The 16,299-nt window shown below is 49.8% G+C and carries 20 protein-coding genes; 19 read left to right on the top strand and 1 reads right to left on the bottom strand.

All coding sequences use genetic code 11. The features are described from left to right. Position 1: 1 nt before the first annotated feature. The 14 genes from NI20_RS0106575 (at position 2) to NI20_RS0106505 (ending at position 13,360) form a co-directional block, all read left to right on the top strand. Complete coding sequence (locus tag NI20_RS0106575; RefSeq protein ID WP_033117121.1) at positions 2-562, top strand: major tail protein; 561 nt, start codon at positions 2-4, stop codon at positions 560-562. A 118-nt stretch (positions 563-680) separates the two neighbouring features. Continuing rightward, positions 681-1,013, top strand: a complete 333-nt coding sequence (locus tag NI20_RS0106570; RefSeq protein WP_052082582.1) for a hypothetical protein — start codon at positions 681-683, stop codon at positions 1,011-1,013. Between the two features lie 182 nt (positions 1,014-1,195). Continuing rightward, the gene (locus NI20_RS0106565; RefSeq protein ID WP_052082581.1) at positions 1,196-4,126 is read left to right on the top strand and encodes a hypothetical protein; all 2,931 of its coding nucleotides are present in this window, start codon (positions 1,196-1,198) and stop codon (positions 4,124-4,126) included. Next, positions 4,126-5,013, top strand: a complete 888-nt coding sequence (locus NI20_RS0106560; RefSeq protein ID WP_033117120.1) for a phage tail family protein — start codon at positions 4,126-4,128, stop codon at positions 5,011-5,013. Before NI20_RS0106565 ends, NI20_RS0106560 begins: the two co-directional genes overlap by 1 nt. Positions 5,014-5,017: 4 nt before the next feature. After that, positions 5,018-6,142 (top strand): siphovirus ReqiPepy6 Gp37-like family protein, encoded by a 1,125-nt coding sequence (locus NI20_RS0106555; protein WP_033117119.1) that lies wholly within the window; start codon positions 5,018-5,020, stop codon positions 6,140-6,142. 12 nt (positions 6,143-6,154) lie between these two features. Next, positions 6,155-7,045, top strand: a complete 891-nt coding sequence (locus tag NI20_RS0106550; protein ID WP_052082580.1) for a hypothetical protein — start codon at positions 6,155-6,157, stop codon at positions 7,043-7,045. Between the two features lie 225 nt (positions 7,046-7,270). After that, the gene (locus NI20_RS0106545; protein ID WP_033117118.1) at positions 7,271-7,675 is read left to right on the top strand and encodes a four helix bundle protein; all 405 of its coding nucleotides are present in this window, start codon (positions 7,271-7,273) and stop codon (positions 7,673-7,675) included. A 291-nt stretch (positions 7,676-7,966) separates the two neighbouring features. Beyond that, positions 7,967-9,022 (top strand): RNA-directed DNA polymerase, encoded by a 1,056-nt coding sequence (locus NI20_RS0106535; protein WP_033117116.1) that lies wholly within the window; start codon positions 7,967-7,969, stop codon positions 9,020-9,022. Further along, the gene (locus NI20_RS0106530) at positions 9,007-10,743 is read left to right on the top strand and encodes a DUF6273 domain-containing protein (protein WP_033120636.1); all 1,737 of its coding nucleotides are present in this window, start codon (positions 9,007-9,009) and stop codon (positions 10,741-10,743) included. The genes NI20_RS0106535 and NI20_RS0106530 overlap by 16 nt, the downstream gene beginning before the upstream one ends. Further along, positions 10,740-11,303, top strand: coding sequence for a hypothetical protein (locus NI20_RS0106525; RefSeq protein ID WP_033117114.1), 564 nt, complete (start codon positions 10,740-10,742; stop codon positions 11,301-11,303). Before NI20_RS0106530 ends, NI20_RS0106525 begins: the two co-directional genes overlap by 4 nt. A 3-nt stretch (positions 11,304-11,306) precedes the next feature. Next, entirely contained in the window at positions 11,307-11,606 is a 300-nt protein-coding gene (locus tag NI20_RS0106520; protein WP_033117113.1) for a hypothetical protein, read from the top strand. A 64-nt stretch (positions 11,607-11,670) separates the two neighbouring features. Further along, on the top strand, positions 11,671-12,657 hold the full coding sequence (locus NI20_RS0106515) for an N-acetylmuramoyl-L-alanine amidase (RefSeq protein WP_052082579.1): 987 nt from the start codon (positions 11,671-11,673) through the stop codon (positions 12,655-12,657). 70 nt (positions 12,658-12,727) lie between these two features. After that, the gene (locus NI20_RS0106510) at positions 12,728-13,027 is read left to right on the top strand and encodes a hypothetical protein (RefSeq protein ID WP_033117112.1); all 300 of its coding nucleotides are present in this window, start codon (positions 12,728-12,730) and stop codon (positions 13,025-13,027) included. Next, positions 13,028-13,360: a phage holin, LLH family gene (locus tag NI20_RS0106505; protein WP_033117111.1), complete on the top strand. Its 333-nt coding sequence runs from the start codon at positions 13,028-13,030 to the stop codon at positions 13,358-13,360. A gap of 120 nt (positions 13,361-13,480) precedes the next feature. Here the strand turns inward: NI20_RS0106505 and NI20_RS0106500 are convergent, their stop codons facing one another. Next, a complete protein-coding gene (locus NI20_RS0106500; RefSeq protein ID WP_033117110.1) occupies positions 13,481-14,035 on the bottom strand; it encodes a hypothetical protein in 555 nt (184 codons plus the stop codon). A gap of 158 nt (positions 14,036-14,193) precedes the next feature. Between NI20_RS0106500 and NI20_RS0106495 the strand changes: the two genes are divergently transcribed. The 5 genes from NI20_RS0106495 (at position 14,194) to NI20_RS0106485 (ending at position 16,254) form a co-directional block, all read left to right on the top strand. After that, complete coding sequence (locus tag NI20_RS0106495) at positions 14,194-14,436, top strand: helix-turn-helix domain-containing protein (RefSeq protein ID WP_033117109.1); 243 nt, start codon at positions 14,194-14,196, stop codon at positions 14,434-14,436. Positions 14,437-14,544: 108 nt separating this feature from the next. Further along, positions 14,545-14,685 (top strand): hypothetical protein, encoded by a 141-nt coding sequence (locus NI20_RS15030; protein ID WP_156108569.1) that lies wholly within the window; start codon positions 14,545-14,547, stop codon positions 14,683-14,685. A gap of 103 nt (positions 14,686-14,788) precedes the next feature. Then, positions 14,789-14,956, top strand: coding sequence for a hypothetical protein (locus NI20_RS15395; protein WP_177940985.1), 168 nt, complete (start codon positions 14,789-14,791; stop codon positions 14,954-14,956). Between the two features lie 11 nt (positions 14,957-14,967). Then, positions 14,968-15,156: a ribbon-helix-helix domain-containing protein gene (locus tag NI20_RS15390; protein ID WP_033117108.1), complete on the top strand. Its 189-nt coding sequence runs from the start codon at positions 14,968-14,970 to the stop codon at positions 15,154-15,156. 63 nt (positions 15,157-15,219) lie between these two features. Further along, entirely contained in the window at positions 15,220-16,254 is a 1,035-nt protein-coding gene (locus NI20_RS0106485; protein ID WP_033117107.1) for an IS30 family transposase, read from the top strand. Positions 16,255-16,299 lie beyond the last annotated feature (45 nt).

The following is a 16,299-nucleotide window of genomic DNA, read 5'->3' as shown; positions in this document are numbered from 1 at the left end:
TATGGCAACAATCGGATTGCGCGATCTTTACCGCGCACCTATTACGATTGGCGACGACGGCGCAGAAGAATACGGAACGCCCGTAAAAATGGCGAAGGCAATTTCGGCGGAGCTTTCCGTGGAAGTTGCGGAAGCGATCCTTTACGCAGACGACGGAGCCGACGAAGTAGTAAAGGAATTCGTATCGGGAGAATTGACACTGAACGTCAACGACCTTCTTCCGGCTGACCTTGCCGCCCTTCTTGGACAGAAGCAGGACGACGACAAGGTGGTTTACGGCGCAGACACAGACGAACCGCCTTATTTCGCAATCGGCTTCCGCGCGAAAAAAGCGGGCGGAACCTATAAGTACATTTGGCTTTACAAGGTGAAGTTTGCGATCCCGTCCGAAAACTACACGACAAAGGGCGATAGTATCGAATTTACTACGCCGGAGATCGTCGGACAGTTTATCAAACGTTCGGACGGGTTGTGGAAGGCGGAACACGTCGCTTTGCCTACGGAGAGCGTAGCGGCGGCGTGGTTTACTACGGTAAGAGAGCCGAACAACGCGGCGGCATAACAAGAAAGGAGGTACAGCGGGGAGCCGGAAACGGCTTCCCGCTTATTATTTTATGAGTGCAATTAAAGACGGACGCTTCCCGATCACGCTTGACAAGGAAAGACATCTTCTTTTCAGTTTGAACGTGATCGACGAAATGCAAGATAAATTCGGCGGCTTCGATCGCCTTGATAAAGCGCTTTCCGGAAAGGACAGCATTAAAAACCTTCGCTGGCTTCTTACCCTGCTTCTGAATGAGGGAGCAGAGGACGGCGAAGAAGAGCTTACCGAAAAACAGGTGGGCAAACTCATTCATACAGGGAATTTCCTTGACGTAAAATCCTCTATCTTCAAAGCGTTTTCGATGGGTAATAACGGAACGGAAGAGCCGCCCACCCGCGACGATGAAGAGGAAGAGGACGACGAAGAGGACAACGAAAACGGAAAAAACGCGGCGGCGGGCAAGGAGTAATCGACCTTGCCCGCCTTCTTTATATCGGCGTTACGCTTCTTCGGTGGAGCGAAGCCGAAGTATGGCGAATGACACCGTATAAGATTTTGACGCTTTTTAGAATACACAAACAATTCAATCCGGATCGCTTCAAGCCGGAAGAGCCGGAAGCCGATATTGACGACGTGTTAGGAGGGTTGTAAATGGCGAAGGAAGAACAAATCAAATCGCAAATTATTCTTGAAGGCGAAAAAGAATATCGTTCCGCCTGTAAGGGTATCAACACTTCCCTTCGCGAAATCGGATCGGAAATGAAGCTGGCGACGGCTGAATTCGGCGACAATGCGGAAAGCATAGACGCGCTGACGCGAAAGCAGGATATTCTAAAAAAATCGCTTGAAGAACAGGCAAAAAAGGCAAAAGCCGCAGAAGATGCCTTGAAGAAAATGCGCGACGGCGGGATCGAACCGACAAATCCCGCATATCAAAAAATGCAAACGGCTTTGAATAACACAAAAGCCGATATGGTGAAAATTCAAAAGGAAATCGACGACACTTCCGAAAAACTGAAAAAGTCAAAGATTGATTGGGAGAGCGTTGGCGATACCGTAGGCAAGGTGGGAAAAGCGATCGGCGCAGGGGTTGCCGCAATGGGTGCGGCAATCGGTGCGGCGGCGGGTGCGTTCTTGGGGCTTGCAGAAAGCACCCGCGAAGCCCGCGTAAATATGGGAAAACTGGAAACAGGCTTCACAACGGCGGGGCATTCGGCGGAAGATGCAAAGAAAACGTATACGGAGTTGTACGGCATTCTTGGCGACGACGGACAGGCGACCGAAGCCGCCGCCCACCTTGCAAAACTGACGAAAAACGAAAAAGAGCTTGCAACGTGGACGGATATAGCAACGGGCGTATATGCGACCTTCGGCGACAGCTTGCCTATTGAAAACTTGACCGAAGCCGCAAACGAAACCGCGAAAACGGGCGCGATTACGGGCGGGCTTGCTGACGCTTTGAATTGGGCGGGCGTTTCGGAAGATGAATTTCAAGCCAGCCTTGACAAGTGCAGTACAGAGCAAGAACGGCAAGCGCTGATTACAAAAACGCTGAACGGGCTATATTCCGACGCGGCGGAGAAATACAGAGAGGTAAACGGCGATATTATCGACGCACAAAAGGCGACGGCTTCCCTTAATAGCGCTATGGCAGAATTGGGAGCGATCGCCGAACCGATCGTTACAAAGCTAAAACAGCTTGCGGCGGAGCTTCTGCAACAGATAACGCCGTTTGTCGAGCTTATCGGGAACGGTTTAGTGGGAGCGCTGACGGGCGCAGAAGGTGCGGCACAGCAGTTTACAGACGGCTTGCTGGGAATGGTGACATTTGCGATCCAAAAGCTAACAGAAATGCTACCGACCTTTATAAACTTTGCTTTTCAGATGATCGCGAATATCGCGACGGGAATAGCGCAAGCGTTGCCGACGCTTGTTCCTTCGTTGGTTCAGCTTGTAGCCGATATTGTGCAAGTGCTGATCGACAATATCCCGTTGCTGATAGATGCCGCATTACAGCTTGTTACAGGGCTGGCGCAGGGTATCATAAACGCGATCCCCGTTCTTGTAGCGGCGCTTCCTACGCTGATTACAAGCCTTATTGACGGGTTGCTTTCGTCGATCCCGCAGATCATTCAAGCGGGTATCGACCTTCTGACTTCCCTTATTACCGCCCTTCCGGAAATCATAGCAACGATTGTGGCGGCTATTCCGGAGATCATAAACGGGATTATTACGGCGCTTCTTGAAAATATACCGCTTATCATTCAAGCGGGTATCGACCTTCTTGTGGCACTGATACAAGCACTTCCGCAGATTATAACGACGATCGTACAGGCAATCCCGCAGATTATCAGCGGGATTGTAAACGCACTTGTGCAGAATATCCCACAAATTATTCAAGCTGGCGTTCAGCTTTTCGTGGCACTCGTTCGGAATTTGCCGACAATTATAGCCGAAATTGTCAAAGCGGTTCCGCAAATCGTTAGCGGGATCGTTTCGGCGTTCGGTTCCCTTGTCGGTGAAATGGTGAAGGCGGGTGCGAACCTTCTTCACGGCTTGTGGGAAGGTATTTCAAGCGCGGCGGGCTGGCTATGGGAAAAGGTATCCGGCTGGGCTTCTTCCCTTGTAGACGGAATTAAAAACTTCTTCGGTATTCACTCCCCTTCTACCGTATTCGCCGAAATCGGTACGAATATGGGTGAAGGCGTGGGCGTAGGCTTCGGCGAAAGTATGAACGGCGTTTCCGCTGATATGACCGCCGCGATGGGCGGAGCAGGACAGCTTACCGCCGCCGAAGCGGTGCGCGCCGTGAATGACGGCATTATAGCAAATATCGAGGGGCTTTCCGGCGCGGTAAACGCCATTGTCGAGCGGGTTATAAGTGGACTGACCGCACAGGCGCAAAGGCTCAATCAAGCCGGACAGGACTTCGACAGGCATATTTCTTCCGGTATGATAACCGCGATCCCGCAGATTACCGCGAAGATACCGCAGATCACGCAAAGCATTCTTACCGCCTTCAACGCGCAAAATCAAAAATTCATTGAAGCGGGCGTTACGATTGATAAGAATATCGCTTCCGGAATGGTGCAGGGTATCCCGCAGATCACAAGCAAGGTGGCGCAGATCGTACAGCCTATTTTGACGGAGCTTCGTTCCTTCGTATCCGAATTTACGGAGGCAGGCGAAGATATGGTGCGTGGAATTTGGCAGGGCTTTCAAAATATGTCCGGCTGGCTGGAAAGCCGCGTGCGTGCAATGATGCGCGAAATTGTCGCGGCGGTTGAAGATGAAATGCAGATCGCTTCCCCGTCGAAAGTATTTGCGGGTATCGGCGCGTATATGGCGCAGGGGCTTGGCGAAGGCTTCGGGCGGGAAATGCGCGGCGTTGAAAAATCAATCCGAAAGGCAACGGACAACGCCGTTCCCGATAACGACGATCCGCGCCCGCGCAAGGGCGGCAGACCGGAAACACGTTTCGAGGTGGTGCAAAACATCTACGCGAACGAAACTTCCTACGCCCAGCAACAGCGCGAGGCGGCGCGGCAGTTTAGAATGATCGCGCGGGAGGTAATGACCTAATGAAAATACAAGAGAAATTGACCTATACAAACGAGCGGGGGGAAAGCATTGTCTTTTCCCCTGCTTCTTCTTATCACGTAAACTTCAAGGACGTTTCCGGCTTGTCTGACGTACAGAACGCTATTTACTCAACAAACAGTATGGGGCAGGACGGCGACACCTATTTAGGATACCGCATTGAAAGCCGCGATATTGACATCGTAGGGCATATCAAGGAGCGGGACAAGATCGCAATACAGGAATTGCGCCGCAATCTGAACCGGATACTAAATCCGCAGTATTCAGCGACACTTACTTACGAATTGGGCGACTTCAAGCGGGTTATCGGTTGCACAATCAACAACGCGCCTATTTTTAAGCGCGGAACGATTTTCGAGCAATTCACGATCCAGCTTTCGTGCCTTAATCCGTTTTGGCGTGAAGAGGCGGAAACGCGCGAGGATATAGCAACGTGGATCGGTGGATTTGAATTCCCTGTTCCGGACGGGCTGGAGATAACGCCGGATTGGGAAATCGGCTACCGACAGCCGTCGCTGATCGTGAACGTATTTAATTCCGGCGACGTGAAAAGCGGTATCCGTATCGAGTTCCGCGCGCTGGGAGCGCTGACAAATCCACAGCTTTTGAACGTCAATACACAGGAGTTCATAAAAGCGAATATTTCGCTTGAAGCGGGCGACGTGCTGACCGTATCAACGGGATATGGTGAAAAATCGGTGAAGCTGTTAAGCGGCGGCGTTGAAAGTGACGCTTTCCGCTATTTGGACGTTGACAGTTCATATTTACAGCTTGCCGTGGGTGATAACCTTTTCCGGTATTCAGCGGACACAAACGCGGAAAATCTCGAAGTATCTATTTATCACAATAACTTGTATTTGGGGGTGTAGCGGTATGGAATTATACGTTTATTCTTCCGATATGGTACTTCAAGGGATCGTCGAAAAGATCGCTTCGCTGATCTGGACGCGGCGCTATTGGACGTGCGGAGAATTCAAGCTTCTTGTTCCCTTCACCGAAGAGCATTCCCGAATGCTTGTGAAAAATAATATCATTATGAAGCGCGGCGACGATGAAGCGGCGCAAATCCGATATGTTCATATCACGAAGAATTCGCAGGGGCTGGAGGAAATCGAGGTTCAAGGGAAGTTCCTTATTGCTTGGATCGGGAAACGGATCGTTAAGAAGCAGATTATCACGAAGGACACCACGCAAAGTATTCTTTACCGCATTGTACGGGAGAACATAACAAGCCCGAACGACAGCGCGCGAAAAATTCCGAACGTTTCGATCGCGACCGACGACGGCGACACAGGAAGCGGACGGATCGACTATACTTCGGAGCAGTACACGAACGCACAGCTTGCGGCGGAAACAGCGGCAAAGGCTGCAAAGTTGGGAATACGAATGCGGACAGACGCACGGACGGGCGCGCACGTCTTTTCCGTCTATAAGGGGCGCGACCTTACAGCGGGCAATACCGCAGGGAATGCGCCTTGTATCTTCTCACAAGAATTTGATAATATCGTTGAGCAGGAATACACGAACAGCATTGAAAACCTAAAAACAACGGCGTTCGTCGGCGGTGAAGAGAAAGAAGGCATTGCGCGCAAGGTTGCCGAAGTAGGCGGAACGGCAGCAGGGTTAGAACGTGAAGAGGTATTCATAAACGCCACCGATATTGTGCAGGAATACGAGAAAGAAGGCGGCGAAAAAGTAACGCTGACCGATCCGGAGTATTTAGCGCTTCTATCCGCCAGAGGCGCGGAGGAATTGGAACAGTATGCGGAAACGCTTTCGTTCGGTTCAAAGGTAAACACCTTCGCAAATTTGATCTACCGAACCGATTACGATTTGGGCGACCGCGTTACTTGCGTAAACAAGCGTTGGGGAATTCGCATTGACGTTCGTATAACAGAGATCGCGGAAACCTATCAAAACAACGTCGAAGAGATTGATATTACCTTCGGCGAGAGCTTGCCAGCGCTTTTAACGCAAATACGGCAGATTACAAAATAAAGGGGTGTAAATATGGAAAAATCGAGCTTTTTTAACAGCGTATCCGGCGACCGAAAATATAAAGCCGAAGATTGGGCTTCGTATTTCGCTTCGTTCATCGGAAACGGCGTTTTCCCGCTTCCTTCAACGGGGCTTCAAGTTGTAGCGGGAAACGGAATGCAAGTAACCGTGAAGGCGGGCAAAGCGTGGATCAACGGCTATTTCTATAACAACACAAGCGACCTTTCCTTGACGCTTGCAACGGCTGACGGCGTTTTGAACCGGATTGATCGCGTTGTCGTCCGTTGGGATTTGACGAACCGCCTTATTTCGGTGAAGGTGAAATCCTCTTCCCCTTCCGCCTCCCCTACCGCGCCGAATATCGAGCGGGACGCGGATATTTACGAATTGGCGCTTGCGGATATTTACATCGGTGCGGGCGTTACGTCAATTACAGGATCGAAGATCACGGACAAGCGGCTGGATACTTCCGTTTGCGGCGTTGTTGCCGCCGTTGTCGATCAGATCGACACGGAAGCATTTAACGCACAGCTTGAAGCGTGGTTCACTGAATATCAAAGCAACAGCGCGGCGGAGTACAATTCCCTTGTTTCGTATATGAATTCCTTGAAATTGCAGGGCAATACACAATACGACGCGCTGGAAGAGTATTTCGCAGACTTCAAGACACAGGCGCAAACCGATTTTGATACTTGGTTCGCGGGCTTGCAGGACGTGCTGGACGAAAACACGGCGGGAAATCTTCTGAATATGATTACGGCGCTTTCCGCCCGCGTCGATCTGATCGAAGCCGTCGTATTCAATGACATAACCGAAAATCCGTTCCTTATCCTGTTTGACGACCTTTCCGGCGTGAATACAACGGGCGTATGGAACGAGAGCTTACAGCGTATCGAATGCTAAAACGGTACGCTTGCACACGGGCGGAATTATCGTGCATTATAGGAAATCTGTTTGTCGAGCTTTCGCCGCCGTGCGAGCATTGCGGCGAAGATACTTTGACAATCACGGGAACGACCGTAACCGGAAGCAAAGCAACGATTTTCGTTACGGCGGTTGGTTTTGATTTCGAGGGGTGCGCCGACGATACCGTTTTGATTGACCGCATACGAAAAGGACGGTGCATAAATGCAGAGGCAGGAGCGAGGAAGAAAGGAACCTTCGGAATTTAACGTGATTGTGAAGTGCAAGGATTTAATCAAGCACACGTTCACGATCACAAATTCAACAGAACGCTTCCCAAAGAAATACCGTTTTACCCTTGTAAATAGGATACAGGACAAAGCGGTGGATATTTACGAATGCGCGCTGGAAGCGAACGAATTAAACCTTCTGGACGCGCAGGAATTCAAGGAACGGCAGAGGCTTCAAGCAAAGGCAATGACCTATTGCAAGGAGCTTCTATTTTTCATAGAGCTTTCGCACGAACAGGGCTTCATATCAACAAGCAGTTGCGAATACTGGTCTAAACTTGTGCTTGATGTGAAGTATATGTTAGCCGCGTGGAAAAAGCGGGATCGTGCGAGAGGGTGAACCGTTTGGGGTACATCTTGTTACGCCTAATTCGTCGAACGCCAACAACGTCCGCAACGTCAATTCCGACGGCACGCTGAACAACAACAACGCGTGGAATGGGAACAGGGGCGTTCGCCCGCTTCGGTGGAAAATGAGATCGAGTAGGCGCAAGCCGAAAGCAGAATACCATCATCAAAGGAAGGTGTATCCCGCCGCCGCGATCCACAGCGGGGGCAAATACAGGATCGCCGATGCCGGAGCATTCCGCGCGGCGGAAGGCAAAGGCTACAAACAGCGAGGATATTTTTTATGACAGATTACGAGAAGATATATAACTTCGAGAACCTATACAGAGCCTACCGAAAGGCGCGGCAAGGCAAGAGGTGGAAAGGAGCGGCGGCAAAGTTTGAAGTAAACCTTCTTGAAGCACTGAACCTGTTACGCTACCAGCTACAAACGAAGAAATACACGCTTTCGCCGTACAATACGTTCGAGGTGTACGAGCCAAAGCGCCGCGTAGTTATGTCGAATGCCTATAAAGACAAGGTTGTTCAACATTCGCTTTGCGATAACGTGCTTGAACCGATCCTTACAAGATCATTCATCACGGACAACTACGCTTCGCAAGTAGGTAAAGGGACGCATTACGGGTTAGACAGGCTTCAAGAATTCTTGCGGAGGTTTTACCGGAAAAACGGAATTGACGGGTGGATATTGAAGGGTGATATATCAAAATACTTCTATTCCATTAGGCACGACGTGTTAAAAACCTTAATCCGCAGGAAAATAACCGATCCGGACGTTTTGTGGCTTGTTGAAATGATAATCGACAGCACAGAAGGAAACGCCGGAATACCGATCGGAAATCAATCTTCACAGCTTTTCGCCCTTCTCTACCTCAATAATTTAGATCACTTCATCAAGGAAAAGCTGGGCATTAAATACTACGGAAGATATATGGACGATTTCTTCTTGATACACGAAGATAAAGCCTATTTGCAGTATTGCCGCGCGGAGATCGAAAAACACGTTGCCGCGATCGGCTTGTCCTTGAACAATAAAACAAACATTTACCCGCTTCGGAACGGGGTGGATTTCTTGGGATTTCACACTTATTTGACCGAAACAGGCGCAGTTATACGGAAGGTACGCCGCCGAAGCAAAAACAATATGAAGCGCAAATTGAAGAAAATGCGCGGACTTGTGGAGCGGGGAAAGATCACGACGGCGACCGTCGAACAATCCTATCAAAGCTGGCGGGGACACGCCGCAAAGGGAAATTGTTATCACTTGATCCGGCGAACGGATCACTATTACAACAGGCTTTTCAATTCAAAGGAGGCGGAAAAATGTCAAAAGCATTAAGTTCCCTTGCCGTGGGAACAAAAATCGAAGTTCCGGTTCTTTCGGCGTATCAATCGCGCTTCGGTGCGAAGATAGTATTCAAAATTGCAGATAAGAACCATAGCGGGTATCCGGCGAATTCCGTTACGCTGATCGCCGAAAAGATTATCCAGCTTATGTGTTCAGATGCAAAGGAACCGAGTAACAGCAACAGCGACCGGAAGAATTACGGCAACAACAGGCACATTCATTCTAATATTTTGCAATGGCTGAACAGCAACGCAACGGCGGGAAAATGGTACAGCGCAAAGCACGGGCAGGACGCGCCGCCGACGAATGCGAACGTATGGGATAATAAAAACGAGTACGACGCTTGGGCGGGCTTCCTTGCTATGCTTGATCCGAAGTTTGTTGCGGAGCTTTTGAACACAACGCTTACCGTTGTAAAATCTTCAACGGACGGCGGCAGTTATGAAACCTTCGCGGCGAAAATGTTTCTTGCGTCCACCACCGAAGTGGGGCTTGCAAACGAAAACGGAATTGCAGAGGGTTCACGCCTTGCCCTATTCAGCAACGACGCTTCCCGCGTCGCCTACCCTACGGCGGAATGCGTAAAAAATTCGGAATACACAAGCGGAAGTCTGAACACGTCAAGCGGCTGGTATTGGTGGCTTCGCACGCCTAATTCGTCGAACGCTTACAGCGTCCGCATCGTCATTTCCGACGGCGCGCTGAACTACGGCAACGCGTGGTATGGGTTCAGGGGCGTTCGCCCGCTTTGCAATCTGAAATCTTCAATCTTGGTATCTGACAATCCGAATTCAAGCGGGAATTATGAAATTATCTACAATACCGCACCTTCTGCGCCGCCCAGCATTACAGCACCGAAACAATGTTACAGCGGGCAGAATATCGAAATTTCTTGCGCGGCGGCGACCGATCCGGACGGCGACGCGCTGACCTATGTTTTCGAGCGGAGCGCAAACAGCGGATCGTGGACACAGGTTCAGAGTTCTGCCGCGCGCACATTTTCGGAAATGGTATCGACGGCGTGGAACACCCTGCAATACCGCGTGAAGGCGGTTGACACGGCGGGCAATTCTTCCGCGTACACGACAAGCGGAGCGATCGCGGTAATTCACAATCAGCCGCCCGTTATCAGCGGACAGAACGCCGATCTTGGCGTGAAGCGCGAGGATTTCACCTATGAATATAGCGTTACTGATCCGGATAAGGACGTTGTAAACGTTGTAGAAAAGATCGACGGAAGCCCGTTTAACACACGAAACAATATCACGCTGGGCGCAACGCTTACTCTTTCCGTAAGCGGCGATACCTTTACCGCGCTGACAAACGCCCAGCACACGATCGAGATTGTAGCGACCGACAGCGCCGGAAACAGCGCAACGCGAACACTCACGTTCACAAAGGCGATCAACAGCTTTGTAATTTCCCTTTCGGAGCCGCTGGAGGCAAACAGACAGCCGACGCGGTGCAATATCAAAGTAAACAGGGATATTCCGGCGGGCGGCACGTTTAAGGTTGAAGCGTGCAACAATCCTTACGACGTAGCGCCTATTTGGGAGGATTGCACAAACGCAGTTATCGCAGGACTGGCACACGTATTCAAGAACAAAACCAACACGGCGGTTCAATTTGGCTTGAATATCCGTGTAACCGTGGAGCGCGGCGACGCGCTGACCGCGTGCTGGGTATCGGGGATCGGAGGTAATTTTGAATGAGCGTGAAACATAACAAAGACGGCGGCGGAAACGCGGAAATCAAGAAGGAATTGCAGGAAGTAAAGAAAGAAACACAAGAAGTAAAGACGGCGGGCGAAAGTGCCGCCGCCCTTCTTGCATTGTCGTTCAAGGCACAGATCGCACAGGATCGCGCGGCAAAAACGAACGTCATTTCCGACGCTATGATCCTGCAATCGGCGGAGGTTATCGAATATCCGGAATATGAGGACGCGCACGCCTATAACACCGTGGGCGAAATCATCAAGTATAACGGGAGATATTACGAGATTATCGCCGCGCACACGTCGAACGCCGTTTCTTATCCCGTTGAAACGACCTTCGCTTATTACCGCCTTGTAGAGCTTACACACACGGGAACGATTGACGATCCGATCCCCTATCCGGAAACGGCGGGGATCGTCGTAAACGTCCAGAACGGGAAATATTACAGCTACAAAGGAAAAGTCTATCTTGCAAAAGCGGATATGCCAAATTGCGTGTATCCGCCAGATACACCTTCCTTGTGGCAATGGGAAGAAGTAACAGGAAGGGAGGCATAACCGATGGAAGAAGGGATTTTAACCGCCCTTTCCGTAATTAGCGCGGTTTGCGCTATTGTGTTCGGCTATGTCGCATTCGTCCGAAATCGGGATCACGACAAAACGAAGGAGGCAAAGAGCGACGCAACAATCCTTACGGAATTAGGATACATCAAAGGCGGTATCGACGACGTGAAAGCGGAACAGCGAGAACAGCGAAAGACAAATACGGATTTCGTAGGAAGGCTTGTTTCGGTTGAAGCGTCGGCAAAACAGGCGCATAAGCGACTTGACCATATCGAACAACAAATTGATAACAAATGAAAAAAAGAGCGGGAACGGTTTATAAATGAGCCGTTTCCGTCTTTGTGTTTAGGAGGTATCCAGAATGAGCAACAGCACGCTGGCGGGCTATACAAGGATCACGAAGAACAGAACAAGCCCGCGAAATCATAAAATCGACACGATCACAATTCATTGCTACGTCGGACAGGTTACAGCGAAGCAGGGTTGCGATTACTTCGCAACTACCGATCGGGAATGTTCCGCGAATTACGTTGTCGGGAAGGATGGTTCGATCGGAAATTCCGTTAAAGAAAAGGATCGTTCGTGGTGCAGTTCAAACGAAGCAAACGACCAAAGAGCCGTTACAATCGAAGTGGCAAGCGACACAAAACACCCTTACGCCGTTACCGATAAGGCATACGCCGCGCTTCTTGATCTTGTAACGGATATTTGCCGTAGAAACGGGATCAAAAAGCTGGTATGGAGTACAAAGAAAAGCGACCGCGTAAACCACAAGAACGGTTGTAATATGACGGTTCACAGGGATTACGCAAATAAGGCTTGCCCCGGCGATTACCTGTATAACAGGCACGGCGCGATCGCGGCGGAGGTAAATAAGAGGCTGGGCGCTTCGACGGCGGAGCCGGAAAAGCCTTCGACCGGATCGGGTACGCTTTACAAGGTGCAGACGGGTGCGTTCAAGCAGAAATCAAACGCACAGGCGCTGGAAAAGAAATTGAAGGCGGCGGGCTTCGATACCTACGTCGTGAATACGGGCGGCTATTACAAAGTACAGGTGGGAGCATTCAGCAAGAAGGCGAACGCCGAAGCAATGCTTGCAAAGGTGAAAGCGGCGGGATATTCTGACGCTTTTATCACGACCGGAAGCGGCGGGACGGCGGCTTTCGTGAAGGCAGGAAGCAAGGTTCGCTTGAAGCAGGGCGCGAAAACCTACGACGGGAAAAGCCTTGCTTCTTTCGTGTATGACCGCGATCATGTCGTAAAGGAAATCAAGGGAGATCGCGCCGTGATTACCTACGGCGGCGTGGTTGTCGCGGCGGTTAGGTTGTCCGATCTAACACTTGTTTAACACACAGAAACACACGCGCGCGTTAGCTGATTGCACGCCGTGCGAAGCTGTGCAATAGAAAGGGGAAAATATGAAGCTACATTCAAGACGCGGAAAGCGTCAAAAGAAATTCCTTGCGAATGAACGCTTCGCGACAAAAACGATCGTTGCAATCGGCGTTACGACGGTGATCTTCATTACGGCGCAGTATGTTTCTTTTCTCATTACAGAAATAGAGCAAACGACGCTTATTCAATACTACTTTTCCGCCGTCGTGATCGAATGCGGCGCGTTGATGCTGAAACGTGTTTCCGAAGTGATCGTCGCAAGGATAAAGAAAAAAGAACAAATCGAACCGGAAACGGATACAGACGAAAGCGAGGTTTTATAAATGATTGATCTTACGCCCATTATGGAAGCTATTATTGCCCTTGTCGTAGCGGTGATTACTGCATTTGTGATCCCGTGGCTGAAAGGCAAAATCGACGCAGACAAGCTGGAGCAAATCAAATTGTGGGTAACGGTTGCCGTTGAAGCCGCTGAACAGCTTTACAACGGAACCGGACGCGGCGAAGAGAAAAAAGCCTACGTTGTGAAATTCCTGCAAGAAAAGGGCTTTACCCTTGATCCGGACAGCTTGGACAAACTGATCGAAGCCGCCGTTTTCAATCTTCCGGAATATATCGGACTGATTGAAACCGAAGGCAAACCGGATACAGACTAACACCGACAGCGCCGCCCGCGTTCCCCTTTCCGCGTCGCGGCTTTCGGCGGCGGGGCTTCCTGCTGATACAAAAATTCCCCGCGAGGGCTTCACGCCTTCGCGGGGCTTTTTTTGTTGGCTTCAAATATGATAAACGATATGGGTTTCTGCATTATAAACTTTGCTTCCGTCGTCGTCGAATTTGTCAATCGTGATTGTAACATCTTCGACACGTTCAAGGATCGGAAGAACCTTCCGAAGATCGCTTTTGCGGATATATCCTATCATATCCCCTTCGGCAATCACACGGACGGCGGGCGCGCCTTCGTATTCGCATTCTTCCAGCGATCCGTCAATGCCTACGCCTTCGCTATCTCTGTAAAGCGATGCGAGAAGGCGCTGGTGGTTGTCAAATGTAACGCCCGCAACGGGGCAAGTTAGAAATTCGTGCGTTTCTGCATATTCCTTGCGTCGCGCCTCTTCTTCGGCTTTGCGCTTTGCTTCGGCTTCCGCCTTCTCCCGTTCAGCTTCGGCGGCGGCTTGCGTCCTTTTCATCGTAAGATACCCAAAAACGCCCAGCGCGGCGGCTATGGCAATACCGCAAATTCCTTCAACGATACTTCCTTGACCGAAAAACGGTATAGAGCAAAAGAGGAACAACGCCGCAACAATCCATATAATGATCGGCTTTTTCATAATAAACACCCTCTTCAAATTGTAAATTTTTAAGGCAGATTTCGCCCGTTCTGACCTTTAACACAATTATACGGCTTCCGCGCGATAAAATCAAGAATAAAGCGGAATATTTACACACCGTTTGCAAATAATCAGAATGAAGAGGGATCGCACAAGATATGAAAATATACGATTACAACGGGAAAAAGAACATTTGCGGCGACCGATTGCGGGAAGCGCGGGTTGTCCAGCGGCTACGGCAAGAGGATTTAGCCGCCAAAATACAGACGATGGGCGTTAATATGGAGCGGGACAGCATAAGCCGAATAGAGATCGGAACGCGGTTTGTATCTGATTTTGAATTGAAGGTATTTGCAAAGGTGCTGGGCGTTTCGGTTGATTGGCTTTTAGGAAACGAATAAAGGCGGCGGGCTTTCCCGTCGCCTTGTTTTTTCTTGTTTATTTTCAAAATCTATTGACATACTGCAATAAGTATGCTATAATTAAAGCATAGAAAGGAGGTGAAGAGAATGGCGCAAGACATAGGAAAAGCCTTGCAGGAGCTTTCAAAAGCGATTGAGAATAACGAAGCGGTGGAAAGCGTTGTTATCAAAATCACTTTGAAGAAGCAAAAACCCAGCAAGGCTTCAAATCCCAAAGAAAGCAAGTAGCTTTCATAGGCAGGGAACGGGCGGGAAACCGCCCTTCCCGTAAGCCCTATTATAATATAAATTGCCCGTGGCTGTCAATGGAACGGGCGGAAAGGGGCGTAATATGATTATTCGCAAAGGAAACAAGGAATACAGGGTTACAGAGCGGAGCGAATGCTGGGCGCTTTCCTGCACGATTGGCGGGCTATCGGTGGAATACAAGGTTCCGAAAGATATTTGCGCCAACGAAGAGGAATTGCGCGCCTATGTAGAAGCAGAAGAATTGTTTTAGAGGTGGCGAAAATGGCAGAAAAAAGAAAGACAAAGACTTCTTCGGCGGTAAAAAACCGCTATAATAATCGCGTGTACGGTTCTATTATCGTGCGCGTTCCGAAAGAGATGGCAGAAGCCTTCAAAGAAAAATGCGCCGCAACAGGTACGGCGCAAGCACAAGTTATCAAGAAAGCGATTGAACAGTTCTTGGCAGAATAAGCGAAACAACGGAGGGTGGCAGGATTTGCCGCCCTTTTTCTTTTGGAGAAAGGAGGAACGAGAATGCACAAGCATTTAACGTGGACGGATCGCCTTAAAATCGAAAAGGCATTGAAAGAGGGCTTGAAGCCCTGCAAAATTGCCGACCGCTTGCACGTACATAATACGACGATATACAGAGAATTAAAGCGCGGAACCTATACGCATTTGAATTCCGACTTAACAACGGAAGAACGTTATTCGCCGGAGATCGCGCAACAGCGATACGAAGAACACCTAAAAGCCAAAGGTGGAGAATTGAAGATCGGAAACGATTACGAATTAGCCGCCTTCATCGAAAAGAAAATCGGTGAAGAGGGATATTCACCCGCCGCTGTTATTGGAGAAATCAAACGGCTGGGGTTGACATTCAAAACGGAGATCAGCGAAAAGACAATTTATAATTACATCGACAAGGGCGTATTTTACGGGATCAGCCGCGAGAGCTTGCCGGAAAAAGGAAAGCGCAAACGGAAGTATGAAAAGGTGGAGAGGAAGAAAGCCGCCCGCACGTCGGCGGGCGAAAGCATAGAAAACCGCGATCCGGAAATAAACGAGCGAACGACCTTCGGGCATTGGGAAGGCGATTGCGTTTGCGGAAAGAAAAAGACAAAGGAAGCCTTGTTCGTACTTTCGGAGCGGTTGACGCGAAACGAAATCATTATGAAGATACCGGATCAGACTTCCGCCAGCATTGTGGCGGCGCTGAACAAGCTGGAACGCCGTTACGGGAAACGTTTTTCGCAGATATTCAAAAGCATAACTTTTGACAACGGATCGGAATTCGCAGATTGCGCCGGAATTGAACGTTCTGTTTATGGGAAAAACCGGAAGCGGACAAAGGCTTATTATTGCCACCCTTACAGCGCATACGAGCGGGGAACGAATGAGAATATAAACAAAATGATACGGCGGTTCTTGCCGAAAGGGACAGACTTCCGGAAAGTAACCGCCGCATATATTCGCCGCGTCGAAACGTGGATCAATAACTATCCGCGCGAAATTTTAGGATTTGCGACCGCAAGCGACCTGTTCGCCGCCCACCTTGCCGCCGCCTAAAAATATTTTTTAGTTTTTTCTGCTTTTACTCTTGACTTTTTCACA

It is taken from the genome of Oscillibacter sp. ER4, from assembly GCF_000765235.1.
GTDB classification, from domain to species: domain Bacteria; phylum Bacillota; class Clostridia; order Oscillospirales; family Oscillospiraceae; genus Hominicoprocola; species Hominicoprocola fusiformis.
This window is presented reverse-complemented; position numbering and strand designations above follow the sequence as displayed.

Bases quoted from the DNA above. Each gene is read 5' to 3' on its own strand.
- NI20_RS0106575 (WP_033117121.1), top strand. From the start codon at position 2: ATGGCAACAATCGGATTGCGCGATCTTTACCGCGCACCTATTACGATT.
- NI20_RS0106565 (WP_052082581.1), top strand. From the start codon at position 1,196: ATGGCGAAGGAAGAACAAATCAAATCGCAAATTATTCTTGAAGGCGAA.
- NI20_RS0106560 (WP_033117120.1), top strand. From the start codon at position 4,126: ATGAAAATACAAGAGAAATTGACCTATACAAACGAGCGGGGGGAAAGC.
- NI20_RS0106555 (WP_033117119.1), top strand. From the start codon at position 5,018: ATGGAATTATACGTTTATTCTTCCGATATGGTACTTCAAGGGATCGTC.
- NI20_RS0106550 (WP_052082580.1), top strand. From the start codon at position 6,155: ATGGAAAAATCGAGCTTTTTTAACAGCGTATCCGGCGACCGAAAATAT.
- NI20_RS0106545 (WP_033117118.1), top strand. From the start codon at position 7,271: ATGCAGAGGCAGGAGCGAGGAAGAAAGGAACCTTCGGAATTTAACGTG.
- NI20_RS0106535 (WP_033117116.1), top strand. From the start codon at position 7,967: ATGACAGATTACGAGAAGATATATAACTTCGAGAACCTATACAGAGCC.
- NI20_RS0106530 (WP_033120636.1), top strand. From the start codon at position 9,007: ATGTCAAAAGCATTAAGTTCCCTTGCCGTGGGAACAAAAATCGAAGTT.
- NI20_RS0106525 (WP_033117114.1), top strand. From the start codon at position 10,740: ATGAGCGTGAAACATAACAAAGACGGCGGCGGAAACGCGGAAATCAAG.
- NI20_RS0106520 (WP_033117113.1), top strand. From the start codon at position 11,307: ATGGAAGAAGGGATTTTAACCGCCCTTTCCGTAATTAGCGCGGTTTGC.
- NI20_RS0106515 (WP_052082579.1), top strand. From the start codon at position 11,671: ATGAGCAACAGCACGCTGGCGGGCTATACAAGGATCACGAAGAACAGA.
- NI20_RS0106510 (WP_033117112.1), top strand. From the start codon at position 12,728: ATGAAGCTACATTCAAGACGCGGAAAGCGTCAAAAGAAATTCCTTGCG.
- NI20_RS0106505 (WP_033117111.1), top strand. From the start codon at position 13,028: ATGATTGATCTTACGCCCATTATGGAAGCTATTATTGCCCTTGTCGTA.
- NI20_RS0106500 (WP_033117110.1), bottom strand. From the start codon at position 14,035: ATGAAAAAGCCGATCATTATATGGATTGTTGCGGCGTTGTTCCTCTTT.
- NI20_RS0106495 (WP_033117109.1), top strand. From the start codon at position 14,194: ATGAAAATATACGATTACAACGGGAAAAAGAACATTTGCGGCGACCGA.
- NI20_RS15030 (WP_156108569.1), top strand. From the start codon at position 14,545: ATGGCGCAAGACATAGGAAAAGCCTTGCAGGAGCTTTCAAAAGCGATT.
- NI20_RS15395 (WP_177940985.1), top strand. From the start codon at position 14,789: ATGATTATTCGCAAAGGAAACAAGGAATACAGGGTTACAGAGCGGAGC.
- NI20_RS15390 (WP_033117108.1), top strand. From the start codon at position 14,968: ATGGCAGAAAAAAGAAAGACAAAGACTTCTTCGGCGGTAAAAAACCGC.
- NI20_RS0106485 (WP_033117107.1), top strand. From the start codon at position 15,220: ATGCACAAGCATTTAACGTGGACGGATCGCCTTAAAATCGAAAAGGCA.